The sequence below is a fragment of the Streptomyces sp. AMJ-169 genome (assembly GCF_055597585.1).
This window is the reverse complement of the sequence record NZ_JBVLTJ010000006.1, coordinates 100,760-115,960: the sequence shown is the minus strand read 5'-3', so window position 1 is coordinate 115,960 and position 15,201 is coordinate 100,760. Positions and strand designations below refer to the sequence as shown.

14 protein-coding genes and 1 pseudogene are annotated in these 15,201 nt (G+C 70.2%); all 15 read left to right on the top strand.

Features of this window, described 5'->3' with window-relative positions; genetic code table 11:
- Window positions 1–251 precede the first annotated feature (251 nt).
- The 15 genes and pseudogenes from ACYUD3_RS16565 to ACYUD3_RS16495 all read left to right on the top strand — a co-directional run bounded on the left by ACYUD3_RS16565 (window position 252) and on the right by ACYUD3_RS16495 (window position 15,175).
- Entirely contained in the window at window positions 252–1,193 is a 942-nt protein-coding gene (locus ACYUD3_RS16565) for a 5-dehydro-4-deoxyglucarate dehydratase (protein ID WP_470970120.1), read from the top strand.
- The gene (locus tag ACYUD3_RS16560; protein ID WP_470970118.1) at window positions 1,190–2,350 is read left to right on the top strand and encodes a hypothetical protein; all 1,161 of its coding nucleotides are present in this window, start codon (window positions 1,190–1,192) and stop codon (window positions 2,348–2,350) included. Before ACYUD3_RS16565 ends, ACYUD3_RS16560 begins: the two co-directional genes overlap by 4 nt.
- Before the next feature lie 64 nt (window positions 2,351–2,414).
- Window positions 2,415–3,167 (top strand): MBL fold metallo-hydrolase, encoded by a 753-nt coding sequence (locus ACYUD3_RS16555; RefSeq protein WP_470970115.1) that lies wholly within the window; start codon window positions 2,415–2,417, stop codon window positions 3,165–3,167.
- Between the two features lie 186 nt (window positions 3,168–3,353).
- The gene (locus ACYUD3_RS16550) at window positions 3,354–4,028 is read left to right on the top strand and encodes a GntR family transcriptional regulator (RefSeq protein WP_470970113.1); all 675 of its coding nucleotides are present in this window, start codon (window positions 3,354–3,356) and stop codon (window positions 4,026–4,028) included.
- Window positions 4,025–4,936 (top strand): dihydrodipicolinate synthase family protein, encoded by a 912-nt coding sequence (locus ACYUD3_RS16545; RefSeq protein WP_470970110.1) that lies wholly within the window; start codon window positions 4,025–4,027, stop codon window positions 4,934–4,936. Before ACYUD3_RS16550 ends, ACYUD3_RS16545 begins: the two co-directional genes overlap by 4 nt.
- Window positions 4,933–6,741, top strand: a complete 1,809-nt coding sequence (araD, locus tag ACYUD3_RS16540; RefSeq protein WP_470970108.1) for an L-arabinonate dehydratase — start codon at window positions 4,933–4,935, stop codon at window positions 6,739–6,741. Before ACYUD3_RS16545 ends, araD begins: the two co-directional genes overlap by 4 nt.
- 112 nt (window positions 6,742–6,853) lie before the next feature.
- The gene (locus ACYUD3_RS16535) at window positions 6,854–7,789 is read left to right on the top strand and encodes a carbohydrate ABC transporter permease (RefSeq protein ID WP_470970106.1); all 936 of its coding nucleotides are present in this window, start codon (window positions 6,854–6,856) and stop codon (window positions 7,787–7,789) included.
- A complete protein-coding gene (locus tag ACYUD3_RS16530) occupies window positions 7,786–8,685 on the top strand; it encodes a carbohydrate ABC transporter permease (RefSeq protein WP_470970103.1) in 900 nt (299 codons plus the stop codon). Before ACYUD3_RS16535 ends, ACYUD3_RS16530 begins: the two co-directional genes overlap by 4 nt.
- 20 nt (window positions 8,686–8,705) lie before the next feature.
- Window positions 8,706–8,891, top strand: a complete 186-nt coding sequence (locus ACYUD3_RS16525; protein WP_470970101.1) for a hypothetical protein — start codon at window positions 8,706–8,708, stop codon at window positions 8,889–8,891.
- Entirely contained in the window at window positions 8,888–10,051 is a 1,164-nt protein-coding gene (locus tag ACYUD3_RS16520; RefSeq protein ID WP_470970099.1) for a Gfo/Idh/MocA family protein, read from the top strand. The genes ACYUD3_RS16525 and ACYUD3_RS16520 overlap by 4 nt, the downstream gene beginning before the upstream one ends.
- Entirely contained in the window at window positions 10,048–10,173 is a 126-nt protein-coding gene (locus ACYUD3_RS16515) for a hypothetical protein (RefSeq protein WP_470970096.1), read from the top strand. The genes ACYUD3_RS16520 and ACYUD3_RS16515 overlap by 4 nt, the downstream gene beginning before the upstream one ends.
- Before the next feature lie 35 nt (window positions 10,174–10,208).
- Window positions 10,209–11,705, top strand: coding sequence for a glycoside hydrolase family 43 protein (locus tag ACYUD3_RS16510; RefSeq protein WP_470970942.1), 1,497 nt, complete (start codon window positions 10,209–10,211; stop codon window positions 11,703–11,705).
- Window positions 11,706–11,738: 33 nt separating this feature from the next.
- Window positions 11,739–12,848: pseudogene (locus ACYUD3_RS16505) on the top strand (pectate lyase family protein); the annotation flags it as partial.
- 45 nt (window positions 12,849–12,893) lie between these two features.
- Complete coding sequence (locus tag ACYUD3_RS16500; RefSeq protein ID WP_470970094.1) at window positions 12,894–14,240, top strand: ABC transporter substrate-binding protein; 1,347 nt, start codon at window positions 12,894–12,896, stop codon at window positions 14,238–14,240.
- 143 nt (window positions 14,241–14,383) lie between these two features.
- The gene (locus ACYUD3_RS16495) at window positions 14,384–15,175 is read left to right on the top strand and encodes a rhamnogalacturonan acetylesterase (RefSeq protein WP_470970092.1); all 792 of its coding nucleotides are present in this window, start codon (window positions 14,384–14,386) and stop codon (window positions 15,173–15,175) included.
- Window positions 15,176–15,201: the final 26 nt, after the last annotated feature.

The window sequence follows — 15,201 nt, the reverse complement described above, 5'->3', positions numbered from 1 at the left end:
CTCGGGTCTCCTCGGGGCTTGCACGGGCCGTCCCGGGAGGGCGACCGCATGCGTGATCGTGATTCACATTCTTGGACAAGCTAAGGATCCCCGCCGTTCTCCGTCAAGGGGATGCGACACCGGGGAATCCGTGTCCTGAGCCGCCGTCGCCAGCTTGACCCGCGGGGAAGGGGCTCCTTAGGGTGGTCGTGTTCATGGATGTGTACACAGATCAGAAGCGTGACCACATTCCTTACTGCCAGGGAGAGCCCGTGCCGACCGCCCCTCTCGCCGCCCGACTCACCGTCCCCAGCGGGCCGCTGTTCTTCCCCGTCACGCCCTACGGCCCCGACGGCGAACTCGCCCTCGACACCTACCGGACCCACGTCCGCCAGGGCGTCGAGGCCGGCGCCGCCGCCGTCTTCGCCGCCTGCGGCACCGGGGAGTTCCACGCGCTCGACCCGGAGGAGTACGAGGCCTGCGTCCGCGCGGCCGTCGAAGCGGCCCAAGGGCGCGTCCCGGTCGTCGCGGGCGTCGGCTACGGCACCAGGATCGCCGTCCGCTACGCGCGCGCGGCCCACGCCGCCGGCGCCGACGGGCTGCTCGTCCTGCCGCCCTACCTCGTCGTCGCCGCCCAGGAGGGCCTGCTGCGCCACTACCGCGAGGTGACCGCAGCGACCCCCCTCCCGGTGATCGTCTACCAGCGCGACAACGCCGTCTTCACCCCCGAGACCGTCGTCGCGCTCGCCCGCACCGAGGGAATCGTCGGCCTCAAGGACGGCGTCGGCGACCTCGACCTCATGCAGCGCATCGTCAGCGCCGTACGCACCGAAGTCCCCGGCGACTTCCTGTACTTCAACGGGCTGCCGACCGCCGAGCAGACCCAGCTCGCCTACCGCGCGCTCGGCGTCACCCTGTACTCCTCCGCCGTGTTCTGCTTCGCGCCCGACCTCGCGAACGCCTTCCACCGCGCGCTGCGCACCGGGAACGACGCCCTGGCGCACCGCCTCCTGGACGGCTTCTTCCGCCCGTACGTCGAACTGCGCGCGCAGGGGCGCGGGTACGCCGTCTCCCTCGTGAAGGCCGGGGTGCGGCTGCGCGGCCTCGACGTCGGGGAGGTCCGCCCGCCGCTGCACGAGCCCGGCGAGGATCATGTGAAGCGGCTCGCCCAGCTGATCGAGCGCGGACACGCGCTGGTGGAGGAGGACAAGTGAAGGCGTCGACGTTCGTCTACCCCTGGGACGTCAACGGCGATCCCGCCGCCCCGGACCGCATCGCCGGCCTCGGCGTGGAGCAGGTGACCCTGGCCGCCGCCTACCACTCCACCCGCGCCTTGACCCCCCGTCACCCCGCCCACCGCATCGTCACCGCCGAGCACGCGGCCGTCCTGTACCCGCCTGACGGCCGCTGGAGCGGCCGGACCCTCCAGCCCTACCCGGCGGGCTCCTGGGCCCCAGGAGACGCCTTCGGGGCCGCCGCGCAGGCCCTCGCGGCGGCCGGCCTGGAGGTCCACACGTGGGTCGTCCTCGCCCACAACTCCCGCCTCGGCGCCGAACACCCGGGCACGTCCGTCGTCAACGCCTACGGCGACCGCTACCCCTGGGCCCCCTGCATCGCCCAGCCCGGCACCCGCGCCTACCTCACCGACCTCGCCGCCGAGGCCGCCGTACGCCCCGGCGCGCGCGGCACCGAACTCGAGTCCCTCGGCTGGTACGGCCTCCAGCACCTGCACGCCCACGACAAGACCGCCGGCGTCCCCCTGGGCGACGCCGGCATGTACCTGATGGCCCTCTGCTTCTGCGCCGTCTGCCGCGAGGGCTACGCCGCCGAAGGCGCCGACCCCGACGCGCTCGCCGCCGCCGTACGCCAGGCCCTCGAACCCCTCTGGCAGGGCGCGCCCGACACCGAAGGCTGGACGGGCGTCGAAAAACTCCTCGGCGCGGACAACGCCGCCCGCACGCGCGCATGGCGCGACGAACGCGCCCGCACCCTCCAGGAAACCGCCGTCACGGCCGTACGCGCCGCCGCCCCCGAAGGGTTCCAAGTCCTCCTGCACGCCGACCCGGTGACGTACCACGTGGGCGCCAACCCGGGCGTCGACCCCGCCCACATCCTGTCGGTCGCCGACGGGGTCGTCGTCCCCTGCGCGGGCGGCCCCGAACTCCTCACCCCGTTCACCGAAACGGGCACGGCCGCGGTGATCGCCGCCAACTTCGGCATCGTCTCCGGCATGGGGGGCCACCCGGAGACCCTCGCCGAGGACATCACCCGCGCGCGCGAGTCGGGTGCCACGGAACTGCGGCTGTATCACGCGGGGTTGGCTTCGGAGAGAGATCTGGGGGTGGTGCGGGGGGTGTTGGGCGGGCGGTAGGCGGCCGACGTAGATCCCCCCATCCCCCTGCGCCCCAAAGCAGTTGATGCCTACGCTCGACGGCATGCCCCTGAGTCTCACCGTCCTCGGGACCTCCTCGCCGCATCCCGCGCCGGATCGGCCCTGTTCGGGGTATCTGTTGCGTGGGGGGAGCGCGGAGGTGTGGGTGGACGCGGGGCCGGGGACGTTCGCCGAGTTGCGACGGCACACCGATCCGAGCCGGCTCTCGGCGATCTGGGTGAGTCATCTGCACGCCGACCACAGCGCGGATCTGCTCGCCGCCGTGTACGCGTTCGCGTTCGGCGGGATGACGCCGCCCGCGCCCATCCCGGTGTACGCGCCGCGCGACTGCGCCCTGCGCGTCGCCGGGTTCCTCGGGCGGTCCGACCTCCGGTTCCTCAGCGGCATCCTGGACTTCCGGCCGCTGTACGACGGGCTGCTCGTCCGGCACTGGAACCTGCGCCTCGCCGCCCGCGCGGTGCGGCACGACACCGAGACGTACGGGCTGCGGGCCGAGTGCCAGGGGAGCGTGCTCGCCTACTCGGCGGACACCGGCCCCTGCGCCGCGCTCACCGAACTCGCCTCCGGCGCCGACGTGTTCCTGTGCGAGGCGGACATCGACCGGCATCGCGAAGGCGAACAGGTGCACCTGACGCCGGAGGACGCGGGGGAGGCGGCGCGGAAGGCGGGGGTGCGGGAACTCCTCGTCACCCATGTGGGGCCGACGCTGACCCGCGAGGACGCCACCGGGCGCGCGACGATCGCCTTCGGCGGGCCGACCCGCATGGCCAGGGAAGGGTCAACTTTCCGCTTCTGAACGGGACTTGGCCGCCACCTGCGGGAGGCCCGAGCGGCGGACGGGATTCCGTTTCCTCAACTGCCGTTCCCTGTCAGAAGCATTGACGAAACACAGCCCCCCTCCTACCTTCAACCCGTCATACCTCGTACGTCATATATGAGACGCGATACGTGAGATCAGATACGCGACTTCCGAGAGGCGCGCATGACCTCTGTGCCCACGCCGATCCCGTCCCGGACGCAGTACGTCCTGGAGGAGATCAAACGCCGCATCCTCGCCGGGCAGCTGACGCCCGGTCAGGCGCTGGTGGAGACCGAACTCGCCGCACACTTCGGGGTGTCCAAGACACCCGTGCGCGAGGCGCTCAAGACCCTCGCCGGCACCGGGCTCGTCGTGATGAGCCAGTACAAGGGCGTCACGGTGCGCATGGTGGACGCGGACATGGCACGCGAGATCTACGACGTACGGCTGCTGCTCGAACCGGAGGCGCTGCGCCGGACGGTGAGCCGCGCCGCCTCCCTCGACGCCGCCCGCGCCGCCCTCGCCCGCGCCGACGCCGCCGGTGACACCGCCGAACGCTCCCTCGCCAACCGGGAGTTCCACCGCGCCCTCTATCTGCCCTGCGGCAATCCGCTGCTCGGCCGGATGCTCGACGAGGTCCGCGACCAGGCCGCCCTCGTCTCCGCCGTCGCCTGGGCCGCCTCGCCCTCCTGGGAGCGCGAGGCCGGCGAGCACCGCGAGATCCTGCGGCTCGCGCTGGCCGGCGACGCGGACGGGGCGGCACGGGCGCTGCACGCGCACATCGGGTCGTTCGTGGAGCGGGCGTTCCCTCAATCAGCGGCTGTCCCCGCCTCCCCGGCACAGGAAGGTCAGGAATGAGCAACGTGGCGTTCGAGACCCAGCGCGCGGCCCTCGCCGACGTCGTCGCCATCCCGGTGACCCCGTTCACCGCGGACGGCAACGTCGACGAGCCCGCCTGCCGGGCACTGCTGCGCCGCCTCCTCGACGGCGGGATCAACACCCTTACGCCCAACGGGAACACGGGCGAGTTCTACGCGCTGACCCCTGAAGAGCGGCGGTCCGTCACGGAGTTGACCCTGGACGAGGCGGGCGGCCGGGCCGCCGTCCTCGTCGGCGTCGGCCACGACATCCGCAGCGCCGTTCAATCCGCGCGCCACGCACGGGAGTTCGGCGCCCACATGGTGATGGTCCACCAGCCCGCCCACCCCTACGTCGCCCAGGCCGGCTGGGTCGACTACCACCGCGCCATCGCCGAGGCCGTCCCCGAACTGGGCGTCGTCCCCTACGTCCGCAATCCGCAGCTGCGCGGCGAACGGCTCGCCGAACTCGCCGACGTCTGCCCGAACGTGATCGGCGTCAAGTACGCCGTCCCGGACGCCGCCCGCTTCTCAGGGTTCGCCCGTGACGCGGGACTTGAGCGGTTCGTGTGGGTCGCGGGGCTCGCGGAGCCGTACGCGCCGTCGTACTTCTCGGCCGGGGCCACCGGGTTCACGTCCGGACTCGTGAACGTCGCCCCCGCCGTCTCGCTGAACATGATCGAGGCGCTGCGGTCCGGGGACTACCCGGGCGCGATGAAGGTCTGGGAGCAGATCCGCCGCTTCGAGGAACTCCGCGCGGCGAACGGCTCCGCCGACAACGTCACGGTCGTCAAGGAGGCCCTCGCCTCACTCGGCCTGTGCCGCCGGGACGTACGGCCGCCGAGCCGGGTACTGCCGGAGGAGGAACGGGCGGAGGTCGCGGCGATCGCGGCGGGGTGGTCGATATGAACGCCGCCGGCATGGCCAACTCCGGTGTGCCGGAAGCCGACTTGGGCAACTCCGGTACGGCCGACGCAAGTTCGCCCGCCTCCCGCAGACCCCCCGAATCCCTCCGCAGCCACCAGTGGTACGGCACCGAAGGTCTCCGCTCCTTCAGTCACCGCGCCCGCACCCGCCAGCTCGGCTACCTCCCCGAGGAGCACCTCGGCAAGCCGGTCGTCGCGATCCTCAACACCTGGTCGGACATCAACCCTTGCCACGTGCACCTCCGCGACCGCGCGCAGGCCGTCAAGCGCGGGGTGTGGCAAGCCGGCGGATTCCCGCTGGAGTTCCCCGTCTCGACGCTCAGCGAGACGTTCCAGAAACCCACCCCCATGCTGTACCGCAACCTCCTCGCGATGGAGACCGAGGAGCTGCTGCGCTCGTACCCGGTCGACGGCGCGGTCCTGATGGGCGGCTGCGACAAGACGACCCCGGCGCTCCTGATGGGCGCGGCCTCGGCCGACCTGCCCACCGTCTTCGTCCCGGCGGGGCCGATGCTCCCGGGGCACTGGCGCGACGAAGTCCTGGGCTCCGGCACGGACATGTGGAAGTACTGGGACGACAAGCGCGCCGGACTCATCGGCGACTGCGAGCTGGGCGAGCTGGAGAACGGCCTCGCGAGATCGCCCGGGCACTGCATGACGATGGGGACGGCGTCCACGCTGACGGCCGCCGCGGAGGCCCTCGGCGTGACGGTGCCGGGCGCGTCCAGCATCCCGGCCGTCGACTCCGGACACGACCGCATGGCGGCGAAGGCGGGCCTGACGATCGTCGAACTGGTCCACAAGGACCGGAAGTTGAGCGAGCTGCTGACCCGCGAGGCGTTCGAGGACGCGGTGACGACCGTGCTCGGGCTCGGCGGTTCGACGAACGCCGTGATCCACCTGATCGCGATGGCGGGCCGCGCGGGCGTCAAGCTCACCCTCGACGACTTCGACCGCATCGCCCGCACGGTCCCCGTCCTCGCCAACGTCCGCCCCGGCGGCCGGACTTACCTGATGGAGGACTTCCACTTCGCGGGCGGCCTGCCCGGCTTCCTCTCCCGCATCCCGGACCTGCTCCACCTGGAGCGGCCGACGGCGTCCCACGACACGATGCGCGAGCAACTGGCGGGCGCCCAGGTCCACAACGACGACGTCATCCGCACCCGCGACAACCCCGTCGCGAACGAGGGCGGGGTCGCCGTACTGCGCGGCAACCTCTGTCCGGACGGCGCCGTCATCAAACACATCGCCGCCGAACCGCAGTTGCTGAAACACACCGGCCGCGCGGTCGTCTTCGACGACTACAGGACCATGCAACGCACCATCAACGACCCGCAGTTGAACATCACCGCCGACAGCGTCCTGGTCCTGCGCGGCTCAGGCCCCAAAGGCGGCCCGGGTATGCCCGAGTACGGCATGCTGCCGATCCCCGACCACCTGCTCAAGCAGGGCGTGCGCGACATGGTCCGCATCTCCGACGCCCGTATGAGCGGCACGAGTTACGGCGCCTGCGTCCTGCACATCGCCCCCGAGTCGTACGTCGGCGGCCCCCTGGCGCTGGTGCGCACCGGCGACACCATCACCCTGGACGTCGCCGCCCGCACCCTTCAACTCGACGTGGACGACGACGAGTTGGCGCGCCGCCGGGCCGACTGGACGCCCCCGCCCACCCGTTACGAACGCGGCTACGGCGCCCTCTACAACGAGCAGATCACGCAGGCCGACACCGGCTGCGACTTCGAGTTCCTCGCGCGCCCCGGCAAGGTCCAGGACCCGTACGCCGGCTGAAGCAACCGCACGGCCACCGCACACCACCGCACCGCCAAGTACGCCCAGGCACACGCATGTTGGTGAGGAAAGCGCTTACCGCCATGTCGACGTACACGAACGGAGACCAGTCATGGCCCAAGCCGCAGCCGTGGCGAAACCGCCCGCACCGGACCGGCGGCGCCGGGCCTCCGCCACGCCGCGCAGGCTGCCGTATCTGCTGATCGCGCCGGCGGCCCTGCTGATGCTGGGGTTCATCGCCTACCCGGTGCTCAGCGTCTTCTACTACAGCCTCCAGCACTTCAACCCCACCAAGCCCTGGCGCGACGGCTTCGCGGGGCTCGGCAACTTCACCCAGATCTTCACCGACGACCCGCAGTTCTGGGACACGCTCGTCTTCAGCGCGAAGTGGGTGTTCGTCGAGGTCGGCCTCCAGCTGCTGTTCGGGCTCGCGCTGGCGCTCGTCGTCAACCAGTCTTTCGCGGGGCGGGCGTTGGGCCGGGCACTGGTCTTCTCGCCATGGGCCGTGTCCGGTGTGCTGACCTCCGCGATCTGGGTGCTGCTCTACAACTCCCAGACAGGGATCACCCGTTACCTCGCCGACATGGGCCTCGGCTCGTACGGGACGAGCTGGCTCTCGGACACCTCGACCGTCTTCCCGGCGGCCGTCGTCGCCGATCTGTGGCGCGGGGTGCCGTTCTTCGCAATCCTCATCCTCGCCGACCTCCAGTCCGTCTCGAAGGACCTGTACGAGGCCGCCGAGGTCGACGGGGCCAGCCGTATCAAGCAGTTCTGGCACATCACCCTGCCGCACCTCAAGGACGCGATCATCCTCTCCACGCTGCTGCGCGCGGTCTGGGAGTTCAACAACGTCGACCTGCTCTACACGCTGACCGGCGGCGGACCGGCCGGGGAGACCACCACCCTGCCCCTCTACATCGCCAACACCAGCGTGGAATCACATGACTTCGGCTACGCGTCCGCCCTGACCACGGTCGCGTTCGTGATCCTCCTCTTCTGCTCGATGGTCTATCTGCGGCTGAGCAAGTTCGGAGGCGAGTCCAAGTGATCACCGAGGAAGCCACACCGGCGACCGCCGCCCCCGCGCGCCGCCGCCCGCCCGAGCCGCCGCGCCCGGTGAAACACCGCCGCGCCTGGGACGAAGTACCGCGCTGGCAGCTCTACTTGCCGCTGTCGGTCTACCTCGTCTTCACCCTCGTCCCCTTCTACTGGATCCTGCTGTTCGCGCTGCGCCCGGCCGGCTCGACCTCGCTCGTGCCCTGGCCGGCCACCACCGACCACTTCGAGAAGGTGTGGAGCGAACGCGGCTTCGGCACCTACTTCCAGAACAGCGTGTACGTCGGTGTCGCCACCCTCGTCATGACGACCGCCGTGGCCCTGGCGGGGGGTTACGCCCTCGCGCGCTTCGACTTCAAGCTCAAGCGCGGGTTCATGCTGGCCCTGCTGTGCTCGCAGTTCGTGCCGGGCGCGCTGCTGCTCGTACCGCTCTTCGAGATCTTCGCCAACCTGAAGATGATCAACTCGCTGGGCAGTGTCATCCTCGCCGAGACCGTCTTCCAGCTGCCGCTGTCGATGATCCTGATCAGCAACTTCATCAAGAACGTGCCCTACTCGCTGGAGGAGGCGGCCTGGGTCGACGGGTGCAACCGGTTCACCGCGTTCCGCATCGTCGTCCTGCCGCTGCTGCGGCCCGGCATCATCGCCGTCGGCTCCTTCGCGTTCGTCCACTCCTGGAACCACTTCCTGTTCGCCCTGATGTTCCTCAACAACCAGGACAAGCAGACGATCCCGGTCGGCCTCAACACCCTGATGAGCGCCGACAGCGTCGACCTCGGCGCCCTCGCCGCCGGCGGCATCATCGCCGCCGTCCCCGTCGTGATCGTGTTCGCGTTCATCCAGAAATGGCTCATCACCGGGTTCAGCGCGGGGGCGGTGAAGGGATGACACTCCGTCAAGTTGGTGTGGTGACAGCCCAGTCGCCCGTACTGCCGCTCCCCGCCCACGCCGAGGCCCGCGACACCGGCCGCAGCGGCGAACGCGCCCTCGCCGCCGACGCCGGCTGGGCGCCTACTCTGCACACCGAGATCGACAGCGCCCGGGCGGCCGACCGGAAGGCCGCCAGGAGCGCCGGTGCAGGGAGGCTGCCATGACCATCGACATCGTCCTCGCCGGAGCCCGCGGCCACGGCCGCTGGCACCTGGACAACATCCGCCGGCTCCAGGACAAGGGCATCGTCCGCCTCGCGGGCGTCTGCGAACTGCACCCCCTCACCCCGGACGAACTCCCCGAGGGCCTCGGCAGCCCCGAGCAGTCACCCGACCTCGGCACGCTCCTCGACACGACCGGCGCCCGGATCGCGGTCGTCTGCACCCCGATCCCGACCCACACCGACCTCGCGCTGACCGCCGCGAGCCGGGGCGTGCACCTGCTCCTGGAGAAGCCGCCGGCGCCGTCCTACGCCGAGTTCCGCCGCATGGCCGACGGAGTCGCCGCCGCAGGGGTCGCCTGCCAGATCGGCTTCCAGTCGCTGGGCTCGCACGCCGTCCCCGCCATCCGGAAACTCCTCGCCGACCAGGCGATCGGCGAGGTCACCGGGGTGGGCGGAGCCGGCGCCTGGGCCCGGCCCGAGTCCTACTACCGGCGCGCACCCTGGGCGGGCAAGCGCCGCCTCGACGGCACCGACGTCATCGACGGGGCCCTCACCAACCCCCTCGCCCACGCCGTCGCCACCGCGCTCGCCCTCGCCGGCGCCACCCGCGCCGAGGACGTCCGCACGGTCGAGACCGAGCTGTTCCACGCCAACGCGATCGAGTCCGACGACACCTCCTGCCTGCGCATCACCACCTCTCAAGGGCACACCGTCACCGTCGCCGCGACCCTCTGCGCCGAGCGGCCGGGCGAGCCGTACGTCCTCGTCCACGGCAGCCGGGGCCGCATCACCTACTGGTACAAGCAGGACCGCGTCCTCCTCCAGCGCGCCGGCCACGGGCCGCAGGAGTACGAGTACGGCCGCACCGACCTACTCCACAACCTCGTCGATCACCTGACGGACCACACCTCCCTTCTCGCGCCTCCCGACTCCACCGGCGCCTTCATGACAGCCGTGGAAGCCATCCGCACCGCCCCGGACCCCGCCCAGCTGCCCGAAAACGCCTGGTATCTCCTGAACGGCGAGGACCGCCGCGTGGTTCCCGGGATCGACGAACTCGTCGAAAAAGCCGCCGACTCCCTCTGCCTCTACTCCGAACTGGGCGCGCCCTGGGCCCCGCGGAAGGCACCGGGGGCCCCGCCGAAAGAGGTGACCACATGACCGCTCCCGGACACCTGGGCCATCCCGGCCTTCCCGCCCTGCGCGTCGTGGGCCGCCCCGGCGCGGCCCACGGCGGTCACGACGGGGCGACGGCCCTGGTGCGGAAGGCGGTCGGCCGGTGACGGACGCGTACGAGAACCCGGACGCGGACCCCGGGATGTACGAGAACCCGGTCCTGAACGCCGACTGGTCCGACCCGGACGTCATCCGGGTCGGCGACGACTTCTACCTCACCGCCTCCAGCTTCGGCCGCGCCCCCGGCCTCCCCCTGCTGCACTCCCGCGACCTCGTCAACTGGACCCTCGTCGGCCACGCCCTCCAACTCCTCGAACCCGCCTCGGAGTTCAGGAGACCCCGGCACGACTGCGGAGTCTGGGCACCGGCGTTACGTCACCACGACGACCGCTTCTGGATCTTCTGGGGCGACCCCGACCAAGGCATCTTCCAGGTCAACGCCCCCGAGATCAGAGGCCCTTGGAGCCGCCCGCACCTGGTCAAGGCCGGCCAGGGCCTGATCGACCCCTGCCCGCTGTGGGACGACGAGACCGGCGAGGCCTACCTCGTGCACGCCTGGGCCAAGTCCCGCTCCGGCGTGAAGAACCGCCTCACCGGCCACCGCATGCACCCTGACGGCACGTCACTTCTCGACGCGGGCAAGGTCGTTGTCGACGGCGACCGCATCCCCGGATGGTTCACCCTCGAAGGCCCCAAGCTCTACCGCCACGACGGCTGGTACTGGATCCTCGCCCCGGCAGGCGGCGTCGGCACCGGCTGGCAAGGCGCCTTCCGCGCACGGGAGTTCTTCGGCCCGTACGAGGAGAAAGTGATCCTGGAGCAGGGCGCGACCGACGTCAACGGACCCCACCAGGGCGGCTGGGTGCGCACCCCGGCCGGCGAGGACTGGTTCCTGCACTTCCAGCAACGCGGCGCCTACGGAAGGGTCGTTCACCTCCAGCCCATGCGCTGGGCCCCCGACGGCTGGCCCGTCCTCGGCGCCGACGGCACCCCCGTCGCCGTACACCGCCGCCCCGCCCTGCCCCCGCAGCCGCCCGCCGCGCCCGCCACCGACGACGACTTCCCCGGCGGACGCTTCGGCCGGCAGTGGGCCTGGACCGCCAACCCCCAGGACGGCTGGGCCACTCAGCACTCCGGCGACGGACTGCGGCTCACCTGCGTACGCACCGCCGACGCCCACGACCTGCGCACGCTCCCCAGCGTCCTGACCCAGCGGCTGCCCGGCATCCCCTCCGCCGTTGAAGTCGAACTACGGCTGCCCAGCGAGGAGTCGGGCGCGCGAGCCGGACTCGCCGTGCTCGGCGACGCGTTCAGCTGGATCGGACTGCAACGGGGGACCGACGGGACGGTCCACCTCGTGCACCGGTTCGCCGAGACGACCGCCGAACGCGAACGCGACGCCGCACACCCGCAGTTGGCGCCGGAAGGCCGGGTCAGGCTGCGCGTGGAGATCGGCGCGGGCGCCCGCTGCCGCTTCTTCCACGACCTCGGCGCGGGACCGCGTCCCTCCGGCCCCGTCTTCGCCGCCACCCCCTGGCGCTGGGTCGGCGCCCTCCTCGGCCTGTTCGCCCTCGCCCCCGAGGGCAACGGCCACGCGGGAGCAGGGGTGTTCACGCGCTTCCGCATCACCCCGCTCTAACCCCCTTGCCCCGCACGCCTGTTGGGAGCCGCAATGACGCACTTCCCGAGCAAGCGCGGACTCGCCCTCGCCGCGCTCGCCGCCCTGATCGCGGCGCTCGGAATCGGCACGGTCGACGCCCAGGCCACCAATTCCCTTACGGAAGCAGCACGTTGGACGGACGAGCCGCACGGCTTCGCCTCCCTCGCCGGCGGCACCACCGGTGGCGCGGGCGGCAAGGTCGTCACCGTCACCGACCAGGCCGCACTCAAGAGATACGCCGCCGCGCCCGAGCCGTACATCATCCGCGTCCAGGGCTCGATCGCCGTCGAACCCTTCGGCTCCGACATCGTCGTCGCCTCCGACAAGACCGTCATCGGCGTCGGCGACACCGGCGAGATCGTCCACGGCGAACTCCACCTCAACTCCGGTACCAGCAACGTCATCATCCGCAACCTGACGATCCGGGACAGCTACGTCGAGGGCGACTGGGACGGTAAGACCAACGACTTCGACGCCATCCAGATGGACACCGCCGACCACGTCTGGATCGACCACAACCGGCTCCAGCACATGGGCGACGGGCTGCTCGACATCCGCAAGAACAGCCAGTACATCACCGTCTCCTACAACCAATTCCGCAGCCACAACAAGGCGTTCGGGATCGGCTGGACACCGGACGTCCTGACCCAGATCACCATCGACCACAACTGGTTCGAGGGCACCAAACAGCGCAACCCCTCGGCGGACAACTGCGCCTACGCCCACCTCTACAACAACTATTTCTCCGCGCCGGTGGCCGACGGCGATCCCGTCTGGACGTACGGCAGTTGGTCCCGGGGCCACACCAAGATGGTCATCGAGAACAGCTACTACGACGGCGTCCAGCACCCCTACCAGGCCGACGCCACCGCCGAGTTGGTGCAACGCGGCTCGATCCTGCACAACACCAGCGGCCGCACGGACAGTTGGGGAACCGCCTTCGAGCCACGCGCCTTCTACCCGTACCACCTCGACCCGGCGGCGGCCGTACCCGCCCTGCTGGCCCGCCTCTCCGGACCGCAGCAGCGGATCGGGAGCGTCCTGATCACCGGGTCGAGGATCGTCGAACTGCCGGCCGCGGTCAAGTCCACCCCGTGGACCGGCATGAGCGGCGCCGACGGCTGGGCGCCGCAGTACACCCGCACCTACTGGAAAGAGAGCTGACCGATGACGTTCAGAAGATCCAGGAACCGCAGAACCGGCCGTACTGTCACGGCAGTTGCCCTCGGCTCGGTGCTCGCGCTCACCGCGACCGGCTGCGGTGACGACGGCAGCGCGAGCGGCGACGGCGCCGAGGGCAGCGGCACCGGGAAGATCCTCTTCTGGGACAACAACGGCGGTGTCCGCACCGACATCTGGAAGGAGATCATCGCCGATTTCGAGAAGGCCAACCCCGACATCAAGGTCGAGTACGTCGGGATCGCCGCGACCGAGTACCAGTCCAAGGTCGACACCGCGATCCGGGGCGGCGGGCTCCCCGACGTCGGCGGGGTCGGCGCGGCCATGCTCGCCGGCTTCTCCGCGCAGAACGTACTCGACCCCCTCGACGACCGGCTGGCCGGCTCCGCCCTGAGCAGTCAGCTCAACAAAGACATGGTCGCCTCGCTGAAGGCCGCCGGGGGCCGCGACGACACCCTCTATTCCATACCGACCTCCGCCAACAACGGCGTGCTCTATTACCGCACCGACCTGTTCCGGAAAGCGGGCCTCCAGCCGCCGACGACCTGGGACAACTTCTACACGGCCGCCGAGAAGCTCACGAACTCCGGCAAGAACGAATTCGGTTACACCATCCGCGGCGGCGCCGGTTCCATTGCCCAGGCGCTCGACGCGATGTACGGTCAGTCCCAGATCGCGTCCTTCTGGAACGGCGACAAGACCACCGTCAACGACCCGAAGAACGTGGCGGCCCTGGAGAAGTACACCGGGCTCTACAAGAAGGTCACCCCCGCGGCCGACCTCAACAACGACTTCACCAAGATGGTCGCGCAGTGGGACTCCGGCACGATCGGGATGCTCAACCACAATCTCGGTTCGTACCAGGACCACGTGAAAGCGCTCGGCGCCGACAAGTTCCGCGGCATTCCCCTTCCCACCGCCGCCGACGGAAAGCGAGTCCAGGTCTCCAACCCCGTCGACGGGCTCGGGGTGTTCAAGTCCTCCAAGAACAAGGAGGCCGCCTGGAAGTTCATCGAGTTCGCGCTGTCCAAGGCGGAGAACTCAAAGTTCAACAAAGCGGCCGGGCAGGTGCCGGCGAATACGGCTGCCGCCGGGGACGCGTGGGTCCAGCAGGCGGAGCCGACCAAACTGGCCGCTGCCGCGTTGACCGACGGGTCCACGAAGATCGTGCAGTTGCCGTACTACTTGCCTGACTGGAACAGCATCTCCAAGGCTGAGAATGAGCCGAACTTTCAGAAGGTGTTGTTGGGGAAGATGAGTTCCAAGGACTTCCTGGACAAGTTGGCGGAGGAGTTGAACGCGGCTCAGGCTGAGTGGAATCAGCAGAAGGGGTAGGGGTTCTGAGTATCGCCGTTGGGGTGGCCTGTACGTCGCAGGGTGCAGGCCGTCCCTGGCTGGTCGCGCCCACGCGGCGGAGCCGCAAATTGATACAGCCCCGCGCCCCTTAAAAACTGAACCCTCTCTTGAAAGGCTTCGGTATGACCCTCAGCCGTCGGCAGGTCACCGCCTCCGGCCTTGCCGCCTTACCCCTCCTTCTCCTCGCCACCCCCGCTCACGCCTCCCCCCACCGCACCCTCTACATCGCCGGCGACTCCACCGCCGCCCAGAAATACTCCTCCGCCGCCCCCGAAACCGGCTGGGGAATGGCCCTCCCCTTCTTTCTCACCGAAACCCTCACCGTCGCCAACCACGCCATGAACGGCCGGAGTTCCAAGAGCTTCTTCGACGAAGGACGCCTCGCCGCCATTCTCGATGTGATCCGGCCCGGCGACCTCCTCCTCGTCCAATTCGCCCACAACGACGAAAAGACCGAGGACCCCGCCCGCTACACCGAGCCCTGGACGACCTACCAGGACTACCTCCGCCGCTACCTCGACGGCGCCCGCGCGAAAGGCGCCCGGCCCGTTCTCGCCACCCCCGTCGAGCGCCGCAGGTTCGACACCGCCGGGAACGCCGTGCCGACGCACGGGCAGTACCCGGCGGCCATGCGGGCGCTCGCGGCGGACGAAGGTGTGGCGCTGCTCGACCTCCAGGCGCTGTCGCTCGCGCTGTGGCAGGAGCTCGGGGTGGAGGAGACGAAGAAGTACTTCAACTGGACGGCCACGGAACAGGACAACACGCACTTCAACCCGCCGGGCGCGATCGCGGTCGCCCGCCTGGTGGTGCGGGAGCTGCTGCGCACAAGGGTTCTGGCGAAGCGTCAAGTGTGCCGTCTGGAAGAGCAGATACCGGAGTCCTGGATCACCTGGCCCGAAGGCACCGCCGAATAACAGCACGTCCCTCTTCCCGAAAGAAG

What these genes read in the sequence shown, in the direction of transcription:
- ACYUD3_RS16515 (WP_470970096.1), top strand. Translation starts at nt 10,048, where the DNA reads ATGACCGCTCCCGGACACCTGGGCCATCCCGGCCTTCCCGCCCTGCGC.
- ACYUD3_RS16535 (WP_470970106.1), top strand. Translation starts at nt 6,854, where the DNA reads ATGGCCCAAGCCGCAGCCGTGGCGAAACCGCCCGCACCGGACCGGCGG.
- ACYUD3_RS16550 (WP_470970113.1), top strand. Translation starts at nt 3,354, where the DNA reads ATGACCTCTGTGCCCACGCCGATCCCGTCCCGGACGCAGTACGTCCTG.
- ACYUD3_RS16510 (WP_470970942.1), top strand. Translation starts at nt 10,209, where the DNA reads ATGTACGAGAACCCGGTCCTGAACGCCGACTGGTCCGACCCGGACGTC.
- ACYUD3_RS16500 (WP_470970094.1), top strand. Translation starts at nt 12,894, where the DNA reads ATGACGTTCAGAAGATCCAGGAACCGCAGAACCGGCCGTACTGTCACG.
- araD (WP_470970108.1), top strand. Translation starts at nt 4,933, where the DNA reads ATGAACGCCGCCGGCATGGCCAACTCCGGTGTGCCGGAAGCCGACTTG.
- ACYUD3_RS16555 (WP_470970115.1), top strand. Translation starts at nt 2,415, where the DNA reads ATGCCCCTGAGTCTCACCGTCCTCGGGACCTCCTCGCCGCATCCCGCG.
- ACYUD3_RS16545 (WP_470970110.1), top strand. Translation starts at nt 4,025, where the DNA reads ATGAGCAACGTGGCGTTCGAGACCCAGCGCGCGGCCCTCGCCGACGTC.
- ACYUD3_RS16495 (WP_470970092.1), top strand. Translation starts at nt 14,384, where the DNA reads ATGACCCTCAGCCGTCGGCAGGTCACCGCCTCCGGCCTTGCCGCCTTA.
- ACYUD3_RS16520 (WP_470970099.1), top strand. Translation starts at nt 8,888, where the DNA reads ATGACCATCGACATCGTCCTCGCCGGAGCCCGCGGCCACGGCCGCTGG.